The 22,117-nt window shown below is 40.3% G+C and carries 18 protein-coding genes and 1 pseudogene; 17 read left to right on the plus strand and 2 right to left on the minus strand.

Going from position 1 to position 22,117, the window contains the following annotated elements:
- Positions 1-7: 7 nt before the first annotated feature.
- The 6 genes and pseudogenes from yycF to NMM17_RS07610 all read left to right on the plus strand — a co-directional run.
- A complete protein-coding gene (gene yycF, locus NMM17_RS07585) occupies positions 8-715 on the plus strand; it encodes a response regulator YycF (RefSeq protein WP_033685152.1) in 708 nt (235 codons plus the stop codon).
- Positions 708-2,066: a cell wall metabolism sensor histidine kinase VicK gene (gene vicK / locus NMM17_RS07590; protein ID WP_254754179.1), complete on the plus strand. Its 1,359-nt coding sequence runs from the start codon at positions 708-710 to the stop codon at positions 2,064-2,066. Before yycF ends, vicK begins: the two co-directional genes overlap by 8 nt.
- Positions 2,059-2,868 (plus strand): MBL fold metallo-hydrolase, encoded by an 810-nt coding sequence (locus NMM17_RS07595; RefSeq protein WP_004254224.1) that lies wholly within the window; start codon positions 2,059-2,061, stop codon positions 2,866-2,868. Before vicK ends, NMM17_RS07595 begins: the two co-directional genes overlap by 8 nt.
- Before the next feature lie 90 nt (positions 2,869-2,958).
- A complete protein-coding gene (relB, locus tag NMM17_RS07600; RefSeq protein ID WP_000208079.1) occupies positions 2,959-3,201 on the plus strand; it encodes a type II toxin-antitoxin system RelB family antitoxin in 243 nt (80 codons plus the stop codon).
- A gap of 1 nt (position 3,202) precedes the next feature.
- On the plus strand, positions 3,203-3,457 hold the full coding sequence (locus NMM17_RS07605; protein ID WP_004239453.1) for a type II toxin-antitoxin system RelE/ParE family toxin: 255 nt from the start codon (positions 3,203-3,205) through the stop codon (positions 3,455-3,457).
- Positions 3,458-3,472: 15 nt separating this feature from the next.
- Positions 3,473-4,177: pseudogene (locus NMM17_RS07610) on the plus strand (potassium channel family protein); the annotation flags it as partial.
- 37 nt (positions 4,178-4,214) lie between these two features.
- Here the strand turns inward: NMM17_RS07610 and NMM17_RS07615 are convergent.
- Both NMM17_RS07615 and NMM17_RS07620 read right to left on the minus strand, forming a co-directional pair.
- Complete coding sequence (locus tag NMM17_RS07615; RefSeq protein WP_000434630.1) at positions 4,215-4,562, minus strand: thiol reductase thioredoxin; 348 nt, start codon at positions 4,560-4,562, stop codon at positions 4,215-4,217.
- A gap of 111 nt (positions 4,563-4,673) precedes the next feature.
- Positions 4,674-6,392 (minus strand): phospho-sugar mutase, encoded by a 1,719-nt coding sequence (locus tag NMM17_RS07620; protein ID WP_000121686.1) that lies wholly within the window; start codon positions 6,390-6,392, stop codon positions 4,674-4,676.
- A 153-nt stretch (positions 6,393-6,545) separates the two neighbouring features.
- Between NMM17_RS07620 and NMM17_RS07625 the strand changes: the two genes are divergently transcribed.
- The 11 genes from NMM17_RS07625 to NMM17_RS07675 all read left to right on the plus strand — a co-directional run.
- Positions 6,546-8,447 carry an ABC-F family ATP-binding cassette domain-containing protein gene (locus NMM17_RS07625; protein WP_254754180.1) on the plus strand — a complete coding sequence of 634 codons (1,902 nt, stop codon included), beginning with the start codon at positions 6,546-6,548 and terminating at the stop codon, positions 8,445-8,447.
- A gap of 2 nt (positions 8,448-8,449) precedes the next feature.
- Positions 8,450-9,313, plus strand: coding sequence for an XRE/MutR family transcriptional regulator (locus tag NMM17_RS07630; RefSeq protein ID WP_000400536.1), 864 nt, complete (start codon positions 8,450-8,452; stop codon positions 9,311-9,313).
- Between the two features lie 79 nt (positions 9,314-9,392).
- A complete protein-coding gene (locus NMM17_RS07635) occupies positions 9,393-10,571 on the plus strand; it encodes an MFS transporter (RefSeq protein WP_001083041.1) in 1,179 nt (392 codons plus the stop codon).
- Positions 10,572-10,663: 92 nt separating this feature from the next.
- Positions 10,664-12,622, plus strand: a complete 1,959-nt coding sequence (gene ligA, locus NMM17_RS07640; RefSeq protein ID WP_001042564.1) for an NAD-dependent DNA ligase LigA — start codon at positions 10,664-10,666, stop codon at positions 12,620-12,622.
- Positions 12,623-12,738: 116 nt separating this feature from the next.
- A complete protein-coding gene (gene pulA, locus NMM17_RS07645; protein WP_000283055.1) occupies positions 12,739-15,018 on the plus strand; it encodes a type I pullulanase in 2,280 nt (759 codons plus the stop codon).
- A gap of 314 nt (positions 15,019-15,332) precedes the next feature.
- Positions 15,333-17,258 (plus strand): 1,4-alpha-glucan branching protein GlgB, encoded by a 1,926-nt coding sequence (glgB, locus tag NMM17_RS07650; RefSeq protein ID WP_254754181.1) that lies wholly within the window; start codon positions 15,333-15,335, stop codon positions 17,256-17,258.
- Positions 17,248-18,390: a glucose-1-phosphate adenylyltransferase gene (locus NMM17_RS07655; RefSeq protein WP_020902830.1), complete on the plus strand. Its 1,143-nt coding sequence runs from the start codon at positions 17,248-17,250 to the stop codon at positions 18,388-18,390. Before glgB ends, NMM17_RS07655 begins: the two co-directional genes overlap by 11 nt.
- On the plus strand, positions 18,380-19,519 hold the full coding sequence (gene glgD, locus NMM17_RS07660; RefSeq protein ID WP_000687026.1) for a glucose-1-phosphate adenylyltransferase subunit GlgD: 1,140 nt from the start codon (positions 18,380-18,382) through the stop codon (positions 19,517-19,519). The genes NMM17_RS07655 and glgD overlap by 11 nt, the downstream gene beginning before the upstream one ends.
- A complete protein-coding gene (gene glgA / locus NMM17_RS07665; RefSeq protein ID WP_000697303.1) occupies positions 19,516-20,949 on the plus strand; it encodes a glycogen synthase GlgA in 1,434 nt (477 codons plus the stop codon). The genes glgD and glgA overlap by 4 nt, the downstream gene beginning before the upstream one ends.
- A gap of 58 nt (positions 20,950-21,007) precedes the next feature.
- Positions 21,008-21,652 carry a phosphoserine phosphatase SerB gene (serB, locus tag NMM17_RS07670; RefSeq protein ID WP_000078280.1) on the plus strand — a complete coding sequence of 215 codons (645 nt, stop codon included), beginning with the start codon at positions 21,008-21,010 and terminating at the stop codon, positions 21,650-21,652.
- Positions 21,653-21,660: 8 nt separating this feature from the next.
- On the plus strand, positions 21,661-22,117 hold a 457-nt coding region (locus NMM17_RS07675; RefSeq protein WP_254754182.1), incomplete at its 3' end, for a glycerate kinase.

Consider the following 22,117-nt stretch of genomic DNA (forward strand, 5'->3'; position numbering starts at 1 on the left):
TGAACAAATGAAAAAAATATTAATTGTAGATGATGAAAAACCAATCTCGGATATTATCAAGTTTAATATGACCAAGGAAGGTTACGAGGTTGTAACTGCTTTTAATGGTCGTGAAGCGCTAGAGCAATATGAAGCAGAGCAACCAGATATTATTATTCTGGATTTGATGCTTCCAGAAATTGATGGTTTAGAAGTTGCTAAGACTATTCGCAAGACTAGTAGTGTACCTATTATCATGCTTTCAGCTAAAGACAGTGAATTTGATAAGGTTATCGGTTTAGAGCTTGGTGCAGATGACTATGTAACCAAACCCTTCTCAAATCGTGAGTTGCAGGCGCGTGTTAAAGCTCTCCTTCGTCGCACGGACTTGGCTTCTGTAGATAATCAAGAGTCAGATGAAAAGAAAACCCAACCCTTGCAAATTGGGGACTTGGAGATTGTGCCAGATGCTTATGTAGCTAAAAAATACGGTGAAGAACTAGACTTAACCCACCGTGAATTTGAGCTCTTGTACCACTTGGCTTCTCATATTGGTCAAGTGATTACCCGTGAACACTTGCTTGAAACGGTCTGGGGTTATGATTATTTTGGAGATGTTCGGACTGTTGACGTAACTATCAGACGTTTGCGTGAGAAGATTGAAGATACACCAAGTCGTCCAGAGTATATCCTAACACGTCGCGGTGTTGGTTATTATATGAGAAATAATGATTAAACTAATAAAAGACACAGTTTTAACCAGTGATTTTATCTTTATCCTCATTCTACTTGGCTTTATTTTAGTTGTGACCTTGCTTTTACTAGAAAATCGTAGGGATAACATTCGGTTGAAGCAAATCAATCAAAAGGTAAAGGACCTGATTGCAGGAGATTATTCTCAGGTATTGGATATGCAGGGAAGCTCTGAAATCACTAATATTACCAATAATCTTAATGATTTATCAGAAGTAATCCGCTTGACCCAAGAAAATCTGGAACAAGAGAGTAAACGATTACACAGTATCCTCTCATACATGACAGACGGAGTTCTTGCGACCAATCGTCGTGGCAAGATTACTATGATTAACGACATGGCCAAGAAACAGCTAGGTGTTCAGAAGGAAGAGGTTCTCAATAAAAGTATTCTAGAATTGCTTCAGATTGAAGATGAGTATGAACTTCGTGATTTGATTACCCAAATTCCTGAGCTCATGATTGATTCTCAGGATGACAATGGTGAATATCTGAGCCTTCGTGTACGTTTTGCCTTGGTTCGTCGTGAGTCTGGCTTTATTTCTGGTTTGGTTGCTGTTTTACACGATACGACGGAGCAGGAGAAGGAGGAGCGCGAACGGAGACTCTTTGTTTCGAACGTTAGTCATGAGCTACGGACGCCTCTGACTAGTGTAAAATCCTATCTTGAAGCCTTGGATGAGGGTGCCTTGTCAGAACCTGTCGCACCAGATTTTATCAAGGTGTCTCTAGACGAAACCAACCGTATGATGCGAATGGTGACAGACCTTCTTCATCTTTCACGTATTGATAATGCAACCAGTCATCTAGATGTCGAACTGATTAACTTTACTGCCTTTATTACCTTTATTCTTAACCGTTTTGATAAGATGAGGGGATCAGATGAAGAGAAGAAATACGAATTGGTTAGAGATTATCCGATTACCTCTGTCTGGATTGAAATTGATACAGATAAGATGACGCAGGTGATTGATAATATTCTCAACAATGCCATTAAATATTCTCCAGATGGTGGAAAAATCACAGTGACCATGAAGACAACTGATGATCAGATGATTTTGTCTATCTCAGACCAAGGATTGGGTATTCCTAAGCAGGATTTGCCACGTATCTTTGACCGTTTCTACCGTGTGGATCGTGCTAGAAGTCGTGCCCAAGGTGGAACTGGGCTAGGTCTAGCTATTGCTAAAGAAATTATCAAACAGCATAATGGTTTTATTTGGGCCAAGAGTATATATGGTAAGGGATCAACCTTTACCATTGTGCTCCCTTATGATAAGGATGCAGTGAAGGAAGAAGTATGGGAGGACGAAATAGAAGACCAGAATGAGTGAAACAGGCTTTAAATACAGTATTTTAGCGTCGGGTTCCAGTGGAAATTCCTTTTATCTGGAAACGCCAAAAAAGAAACTTTTAGTGGATGCAGGCTTATCTGGTAAGAAAATCACCAGCCTACTTGCTGAAATAAATCGCAAGCCAGAAGACTTGGATGCCATCTTGATTACCCATGAGCATTCTGACCATATCCATGGAGTCGGTGTGTTGGCTCGCAAGTATGGTATGGATTTGTATGCCAATGAAAAGACCTGGCAGGCTATGGAAAATAGCAAGTATCTTGGCAAGGTGGATGCCTCGCAAAAGCATATCTTTGAAATGGGTAAAACCAAAACCTTTGGAGATATCGACATTGAGAGTTTTGGTGTTAGCCATGATGCGGTCGCACCTCAGTTCTATCGCTTTATGAAGGATGACAAGAGTTTTGTCCTTTTGACAGATACAGGTTATGTTAGTGACCGTATGGCAGGAATTGTCGAGAATGCAGATGGCTATCTTATCGAGTCCAACCATGATGTAGAGATTTTGCGAGCAGGTTCTTACGCTTGGCGACTCAAACAACGAATCCTATCGGATCTGGGTCACCTTTCTAACGAGGACGGTGCTGAAGCTATGATTCGTACCTTGGGAAACCGCACTAAGAAAATCTACCTTGGTCATTTATCTAAGGAGAACAATATCAAGGAACTGGCTCATATGACCATGGTAAATCAGTTGGCTCAAGCTGATCTTGGAGTTGGGATAGACTTTAAGGTATATGATACCTCACCAGATACCGCAACACCATTGACAGATATATAGAAAGAACGCTAAGAAGGTGTTCTTTTTATATTGACTGAACACCTAAAAAGTAATACAATGGTGTTACTATTAAAAAAGGGAGTGCAAAAGATGACTACTATTACATTAAAAGTTTCTGAAGCTGATAAAACATTTATGAAAGCAATGGCTAAGTTTGAAGGGGTTTCCCTGTCGGAACTTATCCGCACCAAAACTCTTGAAGCTCTAGAAGATGAATACGATGCTCGTGTGGCAGATTTAGCCTATCAAGAGTATTTAGAAGACTTGGAAAAAGGAGTTGAACCCATTACTTGGGAAGAAATGATGCATGATTTAGGCTTGGAGGATGAATAATTTGTATAAATTAGTTCCAACAAGACGTTTCATCAAGCAATTGAAAAAATTGGATCGTTATACGCAGAAGATAATTACAAACTATTTACAAACCAATGTTTTGGAAGACCCAAGACGACACGGAAAGGCTTTGGTTGGTAATCGCGTTGGTCAATGGCGCTATAGAATTGGTAATTATCGAGTTATCGTACAAATTGTAGATGATGAATTAGTCATTGCTACTTTAGAAGTTGGTCATCGGAGAGATATTTATTGAATTAAAGTTGAGTATATTCTGGTATTACTTGGATTTGCTGAGATGATTGATTTAGACAGTCCTCCATACAGTATTATTGACTTGCTACTTTGGTTTGTGTTTGTGGTAGATTATGGTTGGCGGTTCTTTTCAAGTAAAGCAAAATGGAGGTTTATACTTGAAAATATCTTTGACTTGTTAGCTATCCTTCCTTTAAATGCTATTTTTACAGTATTGCGATTAGGGCGTATCTTCCGCTTAGCAAGGCTGACAAAATTACTGAAACTGACTCGTTTACTTAGAATAATTGGACTTACAGGTAAATTAGAAAGAAAAATTAGTAGATTCTTACGGACAAATGGCCTGATTTATATCTTGTATGTTAATATTTTTATTGTTCTAGTAGGAAGTTCAATTTTATCTGTAGTTGAAGAAAAATCTTTCTCAGATAGTCTTTGGTGGGCTCTTGTGACAGTAACCACTGTTGGTTATGGTGATATTGTTCCAGTTTCCCTTTTTGGGAAATGGCTAGCTTTTTTATTAATGTTGGTAGGGATTAGTACAATAGGAATGTTAACAAGTGCCTTGACGAACTTTTTTGTAAAAGATAATCCAGATGAACAGATAAAACTTGATAAACTCCAAGACGAATTATCGGGCCAAAGAATATTAATAGAGAAACAATCTGAGAAAATCGAAGAACTGCATCGGATGATACAAGATTTGCTTGAAAAAACGTAATTTTGACCATTTAAAAACCACTCGATGAGTGGCTTTTTTACAATCCAGCGAAATCTTTGATTTCTTGTGCTGACATTGAAGAGTCGCAACGGACATTGATTTGTCCATCCGCAATGTGAACAAATCCTGGTACAGTTGGGATTCCGTAGCGTGAGCGGAATGCTTGCAACTCATTGAGTTGGCTTGGTTCTTCACTGTTGATGAAGTAGATGTGAGCTTTAGTGTCAGCTACGACACCTGCCAAGGTACCAGCAAATTTACGGCAGTAAGGGCAAGTTTTGCGACCGATAAAGAAGGTTGCAGTTTCTTTTTTATCAAGAGCTTCTTCCGCACGCGCTACTGTAGTGACTTCAAGGTCTTTGATATTATCTAAAAATTGTTCCATGAGATTACCTCGCTTTCATTGATAAGTCTAGTATGCCATAAAGTTTCTAAAATTGCTTAGATTTGATACGAAAAAAAGATGAGATTGGTTGGTCTCATCTTTTATAGGGCTTTATTTTACAAAAGCATTGATTTCTGCTTCGATGTTAGCGATTTTAGCTTGTGATTCTTCGTTGGTTTCACCTACAACTGCAATGTAGAACTTGATTTTTGGTTCTGTACCTGAAGGGCGAACAGCAATCCATGAACCGTCAGCAAGTGTGTATTTCAAAACATCACTTGGAGGAGTTGTCAAATTTGTAACAGTACCGTCAGCAGCAGTGGCAGTTTGAGCCTTGAAGTCTTCTACTACAGTGATAGCTGTTGCATTCCATTCTTTTGGAGCGTTGTTACGGAATTTAGCCATAATCGCTTTGATTTGTTCAGCACCATCAACACCTGAAAGGGTAACAGAGATAGTTTTTTCTGCGTAGTAGCCGTATTCTTTGTAGATTTCTTCGATACCGTCAGCAAGTGTCAAACCACGAGAACGGTAGTAGGCAGCAAGTTCAGCAACGACAAGAACGGCTTGAATAGCGTCTTTATCACGTACGAAAGGTTTAATCAAGTAACCGAAGCTTTCTTCAAATCCCATCATGTATGTGTGATTGTGTTTTTCTTCGAATTCTTGGATTTTTTCAGCGATAAATTTGAAACCTGTCAAAACGTTGAACATAGTTGCGCCGTAGCTTTCAGCAATCTTCGTTACCAAGTCAGTTGATACGATAGATTTGCAGAGGGCTGCATTTTCAGGAAGAGTTCCAGCGTTTTTGTGGGCTTCCAAGATGTATTTAGCCATGATGGCACCGATTTGGTTACCTGAAAGGTTGAGGTAGCTACCATCTTTTTGAAGAACTTCAACACCAACACGGTCAGCATCAGGGTCAGTTGCGACAAGAACGTCTGCACCAACTTGACGACCAAGTTCTTCAGCAAGTGCAAAGGCTGCTTGGCTTTCTGGGTTTGGCGATTTTACAGTTGAGAAGTCTGGGTCAGCAGTTGCTTGCGCTTCAACGACTTGAACAGAGTCAAATCCTGCTTGGGCAAGAGCACGACGAGCCAACATTTCACCAGTACCATGAAGTGGTGTGTAGACAATCTTCATGTCTTTACCGAATTCTTCAATCAAGGCTGGGTTGATGTTTACGTCCTTAACCTCTTTAAGGTATTCTACGTCAACAGCTTCGCCGATAACTTCAATCAAGCCAGAAGCTTTTTCAGCTTCCACATCAGCAACTTCTACCGCAAATGGATTTTCGATTGCACGGATATAAGTAGTCAAAGCGTCTGCGTCGTGTGGGGGCATTTGTCCACCGTCTTCACCGTAAACCTTGTAACCGTTAAATGGTGCAGGGTTGTGGCTGGCTGTGACCATGATACCCGCGAAACAGTTGAGGTGACGAACTGCAAATGATAGTTCTGGAGTTGGACGAAGGCTTTCAAATACATAAGATTTGATGCCGTGTTTAGCAAGAACTGCCGCAGATTCAAAGGCAAACTCTGGTGAGAAGTGACGGCTATCGTAGGCGATTGCGACACCACGTTCTTTTTCGTTTCCACCTTTTGACTCAATCAAACGAGCCAAACCTTCAGTAGCTTGGCGAACAACGTAGATGTTGATGCGGTTTGTACCAGCACCAATCAAGCCACGCATACCTGCAGTACCAAATTCAAGATTTGTATAGAAGGCATCTTCCTTAGTTTTTTCGTCCATATTTTCCAAATCTTGACGAAGGTAGTCAGGAAGCTCCGCAAAATCAACCCATTTCTGGTAATTTTCTTGGTAAGACATTAAAATTCTCCTTTTTGTAAATTGTTTTAACCGTTCACATTATAGCACTTTTTAGCGTTTTAGTAAAACGGTAGCATAATTTTCAGAAAAGTAGTGACATATGCCTGTTTATCAAGTCTTGAATGCCTTAGGGAAACATGCTATACTACTTGTATGATTATTTTACAAGCTAATAAAATTGAACGTTCTTTTGCAGGAGAGGTTCTTTTTGATAATATCAACCTGCAGGTTGATGAACGAGACAGGATTGCTCTTGTTGGGAAAAATGGAGCAGGTAAGTCTACTCTTTTGAAGATTTTGGTTGGAGAAGAGGAGCCAACTAGTGGAGAAATCAATAAGAAAAAAGATATTTCTCTGTCTTACCTAGCCCAAGATAGCCGTTTTGAGTCTGAAAATACCATCTACGATGAGATGCTTCATGTCTTTGATGACCTGCGTCGGACTGAGCAACAACTGCGTCAGATGGAACTGGAGATGGGTGAAAAGTCTGGTGAAGATTTAGAGAAACTGATGTCAGATTACGACCGCTTATCTGAGAATTTTCGCCAAGCAGGTGGCTTTACCTTTGAAGCTGATATACGAGCGATTTTGAATGGATTCAAATTTGATGAATCTATGTGGCAGATGAAAATTGCTGAGCTTTCTGGTGGTCAAAATACTCGCTTGGCACTTGCTAAAATGCTTCTTGAAAAGCCAAATCTCTTGGTATTGGATGAGCCAACCAACCACTTGGATATCGAAACTATTGCTTGGCTAGAGAATTACTTGGTAAACTATAGTGGCGCACTCATTATTGTCAGCCACGACCGTTATTTCTTAGACAAGGTTGCGACAATTACGCTAGATTTGACCAAGCATTCCTTGGATCGTTATGTGGGCAATTACTCTCGTTTTGTCGAGCTGAAGGAGCAAAAACTAGCTACTGAGGCAAAAAACTATGAAAAGCAGCAGAAGGAGATCGCTGCTCTGGAAGACTTTGTCAATCGCAATCTAGTCCGAGCTTCAACGACCAAACGTGCCCAATCTCGCCGAAAACAACTGGAAAAAATGGAACGTTTGGACAAGCCTGAAGCTGGTAAGAAATCAGCCAACATGACCTTCCAGTCTGAAAAAACGTCTGGTAATGTTGTTTTGACTGTTGAAAATGCGGCTGTTGGCTATGACGGGGAAGTCTTGTCACAACCGATTAACCTAGACCTTCGTAAGATGAATGCTGTCGCTATCGTTGGTCCCAATGGTATTGGCAAGTCAACCTTTATTAAATCAATCGTGGACCAGATTCCTTTTATCAAGGGTGAGAAGCGCTTTGGCGCCAATGTTGAGGTTGGTTACTATGACCAAACCCAAAGCAAGCTGACACCAAGTAATACTGTACTGGATGAACTCTGGAATGATTTTAAACTGACACCAGAAGTTGAAATTCGTAACCGTCTAGGTGCCTTCCTTTTCTCAGGAGATGATGTTAAAAAATCAGTCGGCATGCTGTCTGGTGGCGAGAAAGCCCGTTTACTTCTGGCTAAACTTTCCATGGAAAACAACAACTTCTTGATTCTGGATGAGCCAACCAACCACTTGGATATTGATAGCAAGGAAGTGTTGGAAAATGCCTTGATTGACTTTGATGGAACTCTTCTATTCGTCAGTCACGACCGTTACTTTATCAATCGTGTGGCAACTCATGTACTGGAATTGTCTGAGAATGGATCAACTCTCTATCTTGGAGATTACGACTACTATGTCGAGAAGAAAGCAGAAGTAGAAATGATTCAAACTGAGGAAATTTCAACTACTAATCAAGCAAAAGAAGCAAGTCCAGTTAATGACTATCAAGCTCAGAAAGAAAGTCAAAAAGAAGCCCGTAAACTCATGCGACAAATCGAAAGTCTAGAAGCTGAAATCGAAGAGTTAGAAAGTCAAAGCCAAGACATTTCTGAACAAATGTTGGAAACAAACGATGCCGGCAAACTGGTGGAATTGCAGGCTGAACTGGACAAAATCAGCCATCGTCAGGAAGAAGCTATGCTTGAGTGGGAAGAATTATCAGAGCAGGTGTAAAGATGGAACATCTTGGAAAAGTATTTCGTGAATTTCGGACAAGTGGAAATTATTCTTTAAAGGAGGCGGCAGGGGAGTCCTGTTCAACTTCTCAGTTATCTCGCTTTGAGCTTGGGGAGTCTGATCTAGCAGTCTCACGTTTCTTTGATATTTTGGATAACATTCATGTCACAATCGAAAATTTCATGGATAAGGCTAGGGATTTTCATAATCATGAACATGTTGCCATGATGGGACAAATTATTCCGCTTTACTACTCAAATGATATTGCAGGTTTTCAAAAGCTTCAAGAAGAACAACTTGAAAAGACTAAGAGTTCGACAAATCCCCTCTATTTTGAGCTGAACTGGATTTTGCTACAGGGTCTGATTTGTCAAAGAGATTTGAGTTATGATATGAAGCAGGATGATTTGGATAAGGTAGCAGATTATCTCTTCAAAACAGAAGAATGGACCATGTATGAGTTGATTCTTTTCGGGAACCTCTATAGTTTCTACGATGTGGACTATGTCACACGGATTGGTAGAGAAGTTATGGAGAGGGAAGAATTTTACCAAGAGATTGGGCGTCATAAGAGATTAGTGTTGATTTTGGCTCTCAATTGTTACCAGCATTGTTTAGAACATCTTTCTTTTGACAATGCAAGCTATTTTGAGACTTATACAGAGAAGATTATTGGCAAAAACATTAGTCTGTATGAACGAAATATTTTACATTACCTAAAAGGCTTTGCCTTATATCAAAAAGGACAGTGTAAAGAAGGCTGTAAGCAGATGCAAGAGGCCATGCATATTTTTGATGTGCTAGGTCTTCCAGAGCAAGTAGCCTACTATCAGGAACACTACGAAAAATTTGTCAAAGATTAATTTTCCCAAATAAGGGAAAAATGAAAAAGCTCCTTTCGGTTTTGATACAATAGTTTCAAAATTTGAGAGGAGTTTTTATATGAATCGCTATGCAGTACAGTTGATTAGCCGTGGAGCTGTTAATAAGATAGGGAATATGCTCTATGATTATGGAAATAGTGTCTGGTTGGCTTCCATGGGGACTATCGGGCAGACTGTTTTAGGAATGTATCAGATTTCTGAACTCGTCACATCCATTCTGATCAATCCCTTTGGCGGAGTTATTTCAGACCGTTTTTCTCGTCGTAAGATTTTAATGACGACAGACCTTGTTTGTGGGATTCTTTGTCTGGCTATTTCTTTTATAAGGAATGACAGCTGGATGATTGGAGCTTTGATTTTTGCCAACATTGTTCAGGCTATTGCTTTTGCCTTTTCTAGACCTGCAAATAAGGCCATTATCACAGAATTGGTAGAGAAGGATGAATTGGTCCTCTACAATTCTCGTTTGGAGTTGGTGATGCAGGTTGTCAGTGTGAGTTCCCCTGTACTTTCTTTTCTGGTTTTACAATTCGCAAGTCTTCGCATTACCTTGGTATTAGATGCCCTTAGTTTTTTTCTCGCTTTTGGCTTGGTAGCCCTGCTTCCCAAAAAAGAAGAGAAGACTTTGGTGGAGAAGAAACTTACATTAAAAGTTATTTGTGCTGATATCAAGGAGGGAGTTCACTATATTGTGAAGCAAAGGGAAATCTTCTTTTTACTAGTCATGGCTTCAAGTGTCAATTTTTTCTTTGCAGCTTTTAATTACCTCCTTCCCTTTTCAAATCAACTCTATGGAGTACAAGGTGCCTATGCTACTATTTTAACAATGGGTGCTATTGGGTCTATTGTTGGGGCGCTGCTAGCTAGTAAGATTAAAGCCAGTATGGGAATGCTTCTGTTTTTATTGGCTCTAACTGGACTTGGGGTAATGATAATGGGATTTACCCTCCCATCTTATCTTACTTTTTCAGGGAATTTCATTTGTGAACTCTTTATGACGATTTTCAATATTCACTTTTTTACTCAAGTACAAACCAAGGTTGAAGGTGAATATCTGGGAAGAGTTCTCAGTTCGATTTATACCTTAGCTATACTATTTATGCCTATAGTAACAGGTTTAATGACCTTTCTTCCAAGTGTCCATCTTTATTCTTTCTTGATTATAGGACTTGGAGTTGTCGTTTTATCTTTCTTAGCTCTAGGCTATGTTCGAACCCGTTTTGAAAAAGAGACATAAGACTGTTTGAGTTTTAAAAATAATTCCAATCTGAGTGTTTTTTCCGCCCTTCTCGTTTGTGAGGAGGGCTTAGTTTATGGTAAAATGGTTTTATGAATAAAAGAATGAATGAGTTAGTCGCCTTACTCAATCGCTATGCGACTGAGTATTATAGCAGCGACAATCCGTCGGTTTCAGATAGTGAGTATGACCGCCTTTACCGTGAGTTGGTCGAGTTGGAGGCTGCCTATCCAGATCAAGTATTAGCAGACAGTCCGACCCATCGTGTTGGTGGCAAGGTTTTAGATGGTTTTGAAAAATACAGTCATCAGTATCCTCTTTATAGTTTGCAGGATGCTTTTTCACGTGAGGAGCTTGAAGCTTTTGATGCGCGTGTTCGTAAGGAAGTGGCTCATCCGACCTATATTTGTGAGCTGAAAATCGATGGCTTATCTATCTCGCTGACTTATGAAAAGGGGATTTTCGTTGTTGGGGCAACGCGTGGAGATGGTTCTGTTGGGGAGAACATCACAGAAAACCTCAAGCGTGTTAAGGACATTCCTTTGACCTTGCCAGAAGAACTAGATATCACAGTTCGTGGGGAATGTTACATGCCACGCGCTTCTTTTGACCAGGTTAACCAAGCTCGCCAAGAAAATGGAGAGTCTGAATTTGCCAATCCTCGTAATGCGGCAGCAGGAACTCTGCGTCAGCTGGATACAGCAGTAGTAGCCAAGCGTAACCTTGCCACTTTCCTCTATCAAGAAGCCAGTCCGTCAACTCGTGATAGCCAAGAAAAGGTTTTGAAGCACCTAGAACAACTAGGTTTTGTGGTTAATCCTAAGCGAATTCTGGCTGAAAGCATGGATGAGATTTGGGATTTTATCCAAGAAGTAGGACAGGAACGGGACAATCTGCCTTATGATATCGATGGGGTGGTGATTAAGGTCAATGACCTAGCAGGTCAAGAAGAACTTGGCTTTACCGTTAAGGCTCCAAAGTGGGCTGTAGCCTACAAGTTTCCTGCTGAGGAAAAAGAAGCTCAGCTTCTATCAGTTGACTGGACTGTGGGGCGTACTGGTGTTGTGACCCCAACTGCCAACCTGACTCCTGTTCAGCTTGCTGGTACAACTGTTAGCCGTGCGACCCTACACAATGTGGACTATATTGCTGAAAAAGATATCCGAAAAGACGATACGGTTATCGTTTATAAGGCTGGGGACATCATCCCTGCCGTTTTACGTGTGGTAGAGTCCAAACGGGTTTCTGAAGAGAAACTAGATATCCCTACAAACTGCCCAAGTTGTGGTTCTGACTTGTTGCACTTTGAAGATGAAGTGGCCCTTCGTTGTATCAATCCGCGTTGCCCTGCCCAAATCATGGAAGGTTTGATTCACTTTGCTTCTCGTGATGCTATGAATATTACAGGCCTTGGTCCATCTATTGTTGAGAAGCTTTTCGCAGCCAATTTGGTTAAGGATGTGGCGGATATTTACCGATTACAAGAAGAAGATTTCCTCCTTTTAGAGGGGGTTAAGGAAAAGTCTGCTTCTAAACTGTATCAAGCCATTCAAGCATCTAAGGAAAATTCTGCCGAGAAGCTCTTGTTTGGTTTGGGAATTCGTCATGTCGGAAGCAAGGCCAGTCAGCTCTTACTTCAACATTTTCATTCAATTGAAAATCTGGCTCAGGCAGATCCAGAGGAAGTGGCTAGTATTGAAAGTCTGGGTGGTGTGATTGCCAAAAGTCTTCAGACTTATTTTGCGACAGAAGGCTCTGAAATTCTCCTAAGAGAATTGAAAGAAGCTGGGGTCAATCTGGATTATAAAGGTCAGACAGTAGTAGCGGGTGCAGCCTTGTCAGGCTTGACCGTTGTATTGACTGGAAAATTGGAACGTCTCAAGCGCTCAGAAGCTAAAAGTAAACTCGAAAGTCTGGGTGCCAAAGTGACAGGTAGTGTTTCTAAAAAGACCGACCTTGTCGTTGCAGGAGCAGATGCTGGAAGTAAACTTCAAAAAGCACAAGAACTTGGTATCGAAGTTCGAGATGAAGCTTGGCTAGAAAGTTTGTAATGATCGTTTAAAATCAGAGTTTAGATAATATAACTATGTTTGTTAATTGAGACGAGATTTACAAAAAATTATTAGTAAAATAGAAAGAAAATAGAAGTAAAAAGGAAAAATATAAAATGTATAACTACCCCATGCGCATTCATTACCATCGTAAGAATGGAGAATACGACACTTGCTCTTTTGTGAAAAGTCAGGATCAACGGATTGATTTGCTGACCTACAAAGAAGATTATTTTGGCGCCTTATTTAGTTTCGAACACCCAAGCGCTCATGCCTTAGAAAGCTTGAATTTTGTGGTTCACACAGGCCAAACCAGTAAAGAATATGCTATCCGTTTTAATCACTATCCCCTCTTAACAGAGGTCTGGATTTTGGAAGGGGATGATAGGATTTATTACTCTGAAAATCCTGCTATTGCAAGTCCTTTCTATAAGAATCAAAATCCTTTTGCCTTTGATAAGGCCATTAACAGTGCTAGTTTTGATCACCATTGGGGCTACCAAGGGGAATTGGGTTGCCGTGTAGAGGACAATCAGGCTCATTTTGCTCTCTGGGCTCCAACAGCGACAGAAGTGCAGGTTGTCGTTTATGAATCAGCTACTAATGATTCACCTATTTGGAAGACTTTTGATATGGAGAGAGGTAACAGCTACTCCTATAATCATAAGGACAATACAATCGGTGTCTGGAGTTTGGATGTTGAGGAAGATTTGACTGGTAAGGCTTATCAGTATCAAGTTCAATTTCCCCATCACCAAAGTCTTACTCGCGACCCATACACTATCGCAACCAGTCCTGATGGCAAACGTTCAGCTATCCTGAGCCATGAAGAAAAGCAAGTTGAAAACTTTGAGGTTAAGCACGGTTCTGATGCTACTTGGCGCTTGGCAAATCCATGTAAGGCAGTTATTTGTGAAATGCACATTCGTGATTTGACCAAATCACCGACATCAGGTGTGGATGAACATCTTCGAGGAACTTTCTTGGGTGCTGCCCAGACTGGAACGGTTAACCAGTATGGTCAGTCAACTGCTTTTGATTACATCAAGAAGCTGGGTTATAATTATGTTCAATTGCAACCAATTGCAGACCGTCACAAAGAATACGATGAGGATGGGAATGTAACCTACAACTGGGGTTATGATCCACAAAACTATAACGCACCAGAGACAAGCCTTTCAACCAATCCAGATGATCCAGCTCAGGTCATTCGTGATTTGAAGACCATGGTTCAAGCCTATCACGATGCGGGTATTGGTGTCATTATGGATGTGGTCTATAACCATACCTTCTCAGTTGTTGATGCACCTTTCCAAACAACTGTCCCTGATTACTATTATCGTATGAATCCAGACGGTACTTTCCAGAATGGAACGGGTGTTGGAAATGAAACAGCCAGTGAACACGAAATGTTCCGCAAGTATATGATTAATTCTCTTCTATACTGGGTGCAGGAATACAATATTGACGGCTTCCGTTTTGATTTGATGGGGATTCATGATGTCAAGACCATGCAGATGATTCGTCAGAGCTTGGATGAAATTGACCCTAACATTATCCTTTATGGAGAAGGTTGGGATATGGGAACAGGTCTTGCCCCTTATGATAAGGCTAAGAAAGACAATGCCTACCAGATGCCAAATATCGGTTTCTTTAACGACAATCAGCGTGATGCTGTCAAAGGTGGAGAAGTTTATGGTGCTATCAAGTCAGGTTTTGTTAGTGGTGCTGCTACGGAGCCAATTCTAGCCAAAGCAATCCTAGGAAGTCGTGAATTAGGAACCTATACACATCCAAACCAAGTGCTTAACTATGTAGAGGCCCATGACAATTACAATCTTCACGATTTGTTGGCAACCCTACATCCAGACCAAAGTTCAGAGCAAATCATGCGCAAGGTCGAAACTGCTACAGCCATGAATCTGCTCATGCAGGGGATGGCCTTTATGGAAATCGGTCAAGAATTTGGTCGTACCAAACTTGTTGCGACTGGTGAAAATGGTGAGCTGACCCATGATGATAGAGAACGTGCTATGAATAGCTATAATGCTCCTGATAGCGTGAATCAAGTGAACTGGGACTTGCTTAATGAGCGTCAAGATAGTATTGAGTTTATTCGTCAGATGATTCGATTGAAGACAGAAAGCAGTGCCTTTTCTTACCCAACTTATGATGAGATTTACCATCATGTTTTTGTTCATTCAGCCCACGAACATAGTGGTTGGATTGTCTATGAGATTCAAGGGGAAGACCATTTACTGGTTGTATTTAATGCTAAAGGGCAAGACTTCCAGTTTGAAAATGCTGGAAATCTAGAACTATTGGTGACCAATAGCCATTTAAGTGATAAAGACATGGTTGGTGGTGTCAGTGCCAGCGTCTTTAAAGTTTTGTAGAATAGATTTACGATTTAAATTCATTTGTGGTACTTTATCTTTTAATAAAATCAGGAGATTCGTTTCCTGATTTATTTTTTTACTTAAAATTATATTTTTGTTAGCTAAATAACGAACTTTATGATAGTATTGTTAAAAAAACAATTCGTTTTCAAAGTGTTTCTGAAAATTTCTTGATTTATAAGTGAACACATCAGTGAATTTGTTGAAGACTTTCAAAAGATTTTTTTGCAAATTCCGTAATTTACTTGAATCTTCCCTAAAAAGGTAGTATAATAAATCTATAGAAAACGCTTACAGAAACAGGAGGGTGTATGGATAATAATGCTTTAAAAACCTTTATGACAGGTGAAAATTTTCACCTCCAGCACTATCTGGGAGCTCATAGGGAAGAAAAAAATGGAGAGTATGGCTATACTTTTCGTGTGTGGGCGCCTAATGCTCAGGCTGTTCACTTGGTAGGGGATTTCACCAATTGGGTTGAAAATCAAATTCCGATGGAACGAAATGAATTTGGAGTCTGGGAAGTCTTTACCAACCATGCTCATGAAGGCCAAATTTACAAGTACAATATTACACGTGCAAATGGCCATCAGCTGATGAAGATTGACCCTTTGGCTGTAAGGTATGAGGCACGACCTGGTACTGGGGCTATTTTAACAGAAATTCCAGAAAAGAAATGGAAGGATGGTCTCTGGCTAGCACGTAGAAAACGCCTGAGCTTTGAAGAGCGTCCTGTCAATATTTACGAGGCTCATGCTGGCTCTTGGAAAAGAAATTCTGATGGCAGCCCCTATAGTTTTTCTCAATTGAAAGATGAACTCATTCCTTACTTGGTTGAGATGAATTATACTCACATTGAGTTTATGCCCCTGATGTCTCACCCACTAGGTTTGAGTTGGGGCTATCAGCTTATGGGTTACTTTGCTCTAGAGCATGCCTATGGTCGTCCTGAAGAGTTTCAAGATTTTGTTGAGGAATGTCACTTAAACAATATTGGGGTCATTGTGGACTGGGTACCTGGTCACTTTACTATCAATGATGATGCCTTGGCCTATTATGATGGAACACCGACTTTTGAATACCAAGACCATAATAAGGCTCATAACTACGGTTGGGGAGCACTCAATTTTGACCTTGGAAAGAATGAAGTCCAGTCTTTCTTGATTTCTAGTATTAAGTTTTGGATTGATTTTTACCATTTAGATGGTATTCGTGTGGATGCAGTTAGCAACATGCTCTATCTTGATTATGATGATGCACCATGGACGCCAAACAAGGATGGTGGCAATCTAAACTACGAAGGCTATTATTTCTTAAAACGCTTGAATGATGTGATTAAACTAGTTCATCCAGATGTTATGATGATAGCTGAGGAAAGTTCGTCAGCTACTCAGATTACTGACACTAAGGATTCAGATGGTCTAGGATTTGACTACAAATGGAATATGGGTTGGATGAATGACATCCTCCGTTTCTATGAAGAAGATCCGATTTACCGTAAGTATGACTTTAACCTAGTGACTTTCAGCTTTATGTATGTCTTCAAGGAGAATTATCTCTTACCATTCTCGCATGATGAAGTGGTTCATGGTAAGAAGAGTATGATGCATAAGATGTGGGGAGATCGTTACAATCAATTTGCAGGCTTGCGCAATCTCTACACTTATCAAATTTGTCACCCTGGTAAGAAATTGCTCTTCATGGGTAGCGAATACGGCCAATTCCTAGAATGGAAATCTGAAGAACAACTAGAATGGTCTAATCTAGAAGACCCTATGAATGCTAAGATGAAGTATTTCAGTTCTCAGCTAAACCAGTTTTACAAAGACCATCGCTGTCTGTGGGAAATCGATACCAGCTATGATGGCATTGAAATTATCGATGCGGATAATCGAGACCAAAGTGTTCTTTCCTTCATCCGTAAGGGGAAGAAGGACGACATGCTAGTCTGTGTCTTTAACATGGCCCCTGTTGAACGAAAAGATTTTACAATTGGACTTCCTGTTGCAGGGATCTATGAAGAAGTCTGGAATACTGAGTTAGAAGAGTGGGGAGGCGTTTGGAAAGAACATAATCAAACTGTGCAAACGCAAGAAGGACTATGGAAAGATTATGAGCAGACCTTGACCTTTACCCTACCGGCTATGGGAGCAAGTATATGGAAAATCAAACGTCGCTTGAAACCTACTAAAACCGTCACAAGTAAAAACCAAAAAGGAGTAGAAAATGAAGAATGAAATGTTAGCTTTGATTCTTGCCGGTGGGCAAGGAACTCGTCTCGGTAAACTCACTCAGAGCATCGCAAAACCAGCTGTGCAATTTGGTGGGCGCTACCGTATCATTGACTTTGCTCTTTCAAACTGTGCCAACTCAGGTATCAACAATGTTGGAGTTATTACACAGTACCAACCACTTGCTCTCAACAACCATATTGGGAATGGTTCAAGCTGGGGACTAGATGGTATCAATTCTGGTGTCTCTATTCTTCAACCTTATTCTGCAAGTGAAGGAAATCGTTGGTTTGAGGGGACTAGCCACGCTATTTACCAAAATATTGACTATATAGACAGTGTTAATCCTGAGTATGTCTTGATTCTGTCTGGGGATCACATCTATAAAATGGATTATGATGATATGCTCCAGTCTCACAAGGATAATAATGCCAGCTTGACAGTAGCAGTTTTAGATGTCCCTCTTAAAGAAGCTAGTCGTTTTGGTATCATGAACACAGATGCTAATAATCGTATCGTTGAATTTGAAGAAAAACCAGCTCAACCTAAATCTACAAAGGCTTCTATGGGTATTTACATCTTTGATTGGCAACGTCTTCGCAATATGCTTGTTGCTGCTGAAAAGAGCAATGTCGATATGTCAGACTTTGGTAAGAATGTCATTCCAAATTACCTTGAGTCAGGTGAAAGTGTCTATGCTTACGAATTTAATGGTTACTGGAAAGACGTTGGTACGATTGAGTCACTTTGGGAAGCCAACATGGAGTACATTTCTCCAGAAAATGCCTTGGATAGCCGTAACCGTCAATGGAAGATTTACTCAAGAAACTTAATTTCACCACCAAACTTCCTTGGGGCAAATGCTCACGTGGAAGATTCCTTGGTTGTTGATGGCTGTTTCGTAGATGGAACTGTTAAACATTCTATCCTCTCAACAGGTGCGCAAGTTCGCGAAGGGGCAGAAGTAGTAGATTCAGTTATCATGAGTGGTGCAATTGTTGGTCAGGGAGCTAAAATCAAACGTGCCATTATTGGTGAAGGTGCAGTTATTTCTGATGGTGTCGAAATTGATGGAACAGAAGAAGTACAAGTTGTAGGATATGATGAAGTAGTGGGGGTAGCAACAGATGAAGATTGATAAATATTCTGCCATTTTAGGAAACACAGTTGGTTTTCATGATATGTCAACATTGACCGACCACCGTCCAGTAGCTAGTTTGCCATTTGGTGGTAAATATCGTTTGATTGATTTCCCGCTTTCAAGTCTTGCTAATGCTGGTGTGCGTAGTATTTTCGGTATTTTCCAACAAGACAATATCAGCTCAGTCTTTGACCATATCCGTTCTGGGCGTGAGTGGGGCTTGTCAACCCTTCTTAGCCATTATTATCTAGGTATTTACAATACCCGTGTGGAAAGTAGTACAGTTGGAAAAGAATACTATCATCAGCTTCTTACTTATTTGAAGCGTTCTGGTTCAAACCAAACAGTTTCACTTAACTGTGATGTTTTGATTAACATTGATTTGAATCAAGTATTCCACCTACACAGTACAACAAAAGGGCCTATCACTGTAGTTTATAAAAAACTAGCTAAGAAAGACATTTCAGAAGTAAATGCGATTTTGGAAGTGGATGAAACAGACCATGTTCGTTCTCATAAACTCTTTGATAGTAAATCATCAGATGAAGTCTATAATATGTCCACAGATATCTTTGTCGTTGATACACCGTGGTTAATTGAACGTTTGGAAGAAGAAGCTAAGAAAGAACATCCAGAGAAATTGCGTTATGTTTTACGGGATTTGGCGGCAAAAGAAGGGGCTTTTGCCTACGAGTACACAGGTTATCTGGCAAATATTCATTCTGTAGAGTCTTATTACCAAGCTAATAAAGATATGCTTGAATCTCAAAAATTCTACTCTCTATTTACTCCAAACCAAAAGATTTACACAAAGGTAAAAAACGAAGAGCCAACTTATTATGCTAATACATCTAAGGTAAGCACTTCTCAGTTTGCCTCTGGTAGTATCATTGAAGGTCAAGTGGCTAATTCTGTTTTATCACGTAATATTCATGTCCATAAGGATAGCTTGGTTAAAGATAGCATCTTATTCCCTCGTGTTGTTATTGGAGAAGGTGCTCAGGTAGAATATGCTATCTTGGACAAGGGTGTTGAAGTTGCGGATGGAGTTGTGATCCGTGGAACTGCAGAACATCCAGTCGTCGTTAAGAAAGGTAGCAAAGTAACAGAGGATATTCATTCATGAAAATTTTATTTGTAGCAGCTGAGGGTGCGCCCTTTTCAAAAACAGGTGGTTTGGGAGACGTCATTGGCGCTCTTCCTAAATCACTGGTAAAAGCGGGCCATGAAGTTGCAGTAATTTTACCCTACTATGACATGGTAGAGGCTAAATTTGGAAATCAGATTGAAGATGTTCTTCATTTTGAGGTGAGTGTTGGTTGGCGCAGACAGTATTGTGGGATTAAGAAAACAGTCTTAAACGGTGTGACCTTCTACTTTATTGACAACCAATATTATTTCTTCCGTGGTCATGTTTACGGCGATTTTGATGACGGAGAACGCTTTGCTTTCTTCCAACTGGCTGCCATTGAGGCTATGGAAAGGATTGACTTTATTCCTGACCTTCTCCATGTTCATGACTACCATACAGCCATGATACCGTTCTTGTTAAAGGAAAAATACCGTTGGATTCAAGCTTATCAAGGAATTAAAACTGTTTTAACCATTCATAATTTAGAATTCCAAGGACAATTTTCAGAAGGAATGTTATGGGATTTGTTTGGAGTTGGCTTTGAACGGTATGCTGATGGAACCCTTCGCTGGAATAACTGTCTGAACTGGATGAAGGCTGGTATTCTCTATGCAGACCGTGTTTCAACCGTTTCGCCTAGTTATGCTCATGAAATTATGACTAGTCAGTTCGGATGTAACTTGGATCAGATTCTTCGAATGGAATCTGGCAAGGTCTCTGGTATCGTGAATGGGATTGATGCTGACCTGTATAATCCTCAGACGGATGCTCTTTTAGATTATCATTTTAATCAGGAAGATTTGTCTGGAAAAGCACAAAATAAGGCGAAATTACAAGAGAGAGTTGGCTTGCCTGTTAGAGCTGATGTTCCACTGGTGGGAATTGTTTCTCGTTTGACACGTCAAAAAGGTTTTGATGTGGTGGTCGAAAGTCTGCACCATATCTTGCAAGAAGATGTTCAGATTGTTCTTTTGGGTACTGGAGATCCAGCCTTTGAAGGAGCTTTCTCATGGTTTGCTCAGATTTATCCTGATAAGTTATCAGTAAATATCACTTTTGATGTCAAACTAGCTCAAGAAATCTACGCTGCTTGTGATCTCTTCCTCATGCCGAGTCGTTTTGAACCGTGTGGCTTGTCTCAAATGATGGCGATGCGTTACGGAACCTTGCCATTGGTTCATGAAGTTGGTGGCTTGCGAGATACTGTCCGCGCCTTTAATCCAATCGAAGGAAGCGGTACGGGCTTTAGCTTTGACAATCTATCTCCTTATTGGTTAAATTGGACTTTCCAAACAGCATTGGACTTGTATCGAAACCATCCTGATGTTTGGAGAAACTTACAAAAACAAGCTATGGAGTGCGATTTCTCATGGGATACAGCTTGCAAGTCATATCTTGACTTGTATCATAGTTTAGTTAATTAATAGATAAAATCGTATGATGACTTCATACGATTTTTGGGCTGTTTAGAGAGGAGAGCTTATGTCTCAAATAAAAGGCTTGTGTGTCATGGATGTCGATGGAACCTTAATCCTAGAAGAAGTGATTGACCTTTTGGGAAGAGAGGTAGGTTGTGAGGAGGAAATTGCGCAGCTTACAAGTCGGGCAATGAGAGGAGAGTTAGACTTTGAAAGTAGTTTAATCAAAAGAGTTTCCTTTTTGGAAGGTCTTCCTGTTTCTGTATTTGAGAAAGTCTTCAACACTATTCATCTATCGCCAAATGCTCAAGAATTCATCTCTATTCTTCAAAAGAATGGCATCTTGGTTGGTCTGGTGTCTGGTGGATTTATACCAATAGTTGAGAGATTAGCGAAATCACTTGGTATTGCCTATTTCTCTGCCAACCAACTTGAAGTCAAAGATGGTCTTCTAACAGGAAAATTAGTTGGACAAATTATCAGTCCTGAGGTCAAAAAAGAGACTATGGAAAAATGGAGAGAGGAACTCAAACTTCCTAAAGAAAGAACGATTGCAATCGGTGATGGGGCCAATGATTTATTAATGTTGAAGTCGGCGGGGCTAGGAATCGCCTTTTGTGCCAAAGAAGTGCTCAAAAAAGAAATACCGAATCATGTTGACAAGAGGGATTTTTTAGAAGTTCTTCCTTTGATTGACTGGTTAGAATGAGGGAAAATATGAAGATTGTAATTGCACCAGATTCATTTAAGGAAAGCTTGACAGCTCAACAGGTAGCTGAAGCAATAAAAAGAGGCTTCCAACAATCGATAGCAGATGTAGAATGCCTCCTCTGCCCTGTTGGTGATGGTGGCGAAGGTACAGTAGATTCCATTCGACATTCTCTTGACCTTGAAGAAAAATGGATCCAAGTGACAGGACCTTTTGGACAAAAAGTAGAAATGCGCTATTTTCAAAAAAGTCAACTGGCACTATTTGAAGTTGCCGACTTGGTTGGCCTTGGAAAAATTCCGCTAGAGAAACGAAATCCACTTCAAATCCAAACTTGTGGTATTGGAGAGTTGATTCGTCATCTCATTGCTCAAGGGATTAAAGATATCTATATCGGCGTTGGTGGCACGGCCAGTAATGACGGAGGAATTGGGATCGCTGCTGGTTTAGGTTATCGATTTTATG

Origin of the sequence: Streptococcus sp. CF7_Ac1-12 (assembly GCF_024295905.1) — a bacterium.
GTDB classification, from domain to species: Bacteria; Bacillota; Bacilli; order Lactobacillales; family Streptococcaceae; genus Streptococcus; species Streptococcus mitis_AP.

Bases quoted from the DNA above. Each gene is read 5' to 3' on its own strand.
- vicK (WP_254754179.1), top strand. From the start codon at position 708: ATGATTAAACTAATAAAAGACACAGTTTTAACCAGTGATTTTATCTTT.
- NMM17_RS07615 (WP_000434630.1), bottom strand. From the start codon at position 4,562: ATGGAACAATTTTTAGATAATATCAAAGACCTTGAAGTCACTACAGTA.
- NMM17_RS07655 (WP_020902830.1), top strand. From the start codon at position 17,248: ATGAAGAATGAAATGTTAGCTTTGATTCTTGCCGGTGGGCAAGGAACT.
- glgA (WP_000697303.1), top strand. From the start codon at position 19,516: ATGAAAATTTTATTTGTAGCAGCTGAGGGTGCGCCCTTTTCAAAAACA.
- glgB (WP_254754181.1), top strand. From the start codon at position 15,333: ATGGATAATAATGCTTTAAAAACCTTTATGACAGGTGAAAATTTTCAC.
- NMM17_RS07625 (WP_254754180.1), top strand. From the start codon at position 6,546: ATGATTATTTTACAAGCTAATAAAATTGAACGTTCTTTTGCAGGAGAG.
- NMM17_RS07630 (WP_000400536.1), top strand. From the start codon at position 8,450: ATGGAACATCTTGGAAAAGTATTTCGTGAATTTCGGACAAGTGGAAAT.
- NMM17_RS07620 (WP_000121686.1), bottom strand. From the start codon at position 6,392: ATGTCTTACCAAGAAAATTACCAGAAATGGGTTGATTTTGCGGAGCTT.
- ligA (WP_001042564.1), top strand. From the start codon at position 10,664: ATGAATAAAAGAATGAATGAGTTAGTCGCCTTACTCAATCGCTATGCG.
- yycF (WP_033685152.1), top strand. From the start codon at position 8: ATGAAAAAAATATTAATTGTAGATGATGAAAAACCAATCTCGGATATT.
- glgD (WP_000687026.1), top strand. From the start codon at position 18,380: ATGAAGATTGATAAATATTCTGCCATTTTAGGAAACACAGTTGGTTTT.
- NMM17_RS07635 (WP_001083041.1), top strand. From the start codon at position 9,393: ATGAATCGCTATGCAGTACAGTTGATTAGCCGTGGAGCTGTTAATAAG.
- pulA (WP_000283055.1), top strand. From the start codon at position 12,739: ATGTATAACTACCCCATGCGCATTCATTACCATCGTAAGAATGGAGAA.
- NMM17_RS07595 (WP_004254224.1), top strand. From the start codon at position 2,059: ATGAGTGAAACAGGCTTTAAATACAGTATTTTAGCGTCGGGTTCCAGT.
- relB (WP_000208079.1), top strand. From the start codon at position 2,959: ATGACTACTATTACATTAAAAGTTTCTGAAGCTGATAAAACATTTATG.
- serB (WP_000078280.1), top strand. From the start codon at position 21,008: ATGTCTCAAATAAAAGGCTTGTGTGTCATGGATGTCGATGGAACCTTA.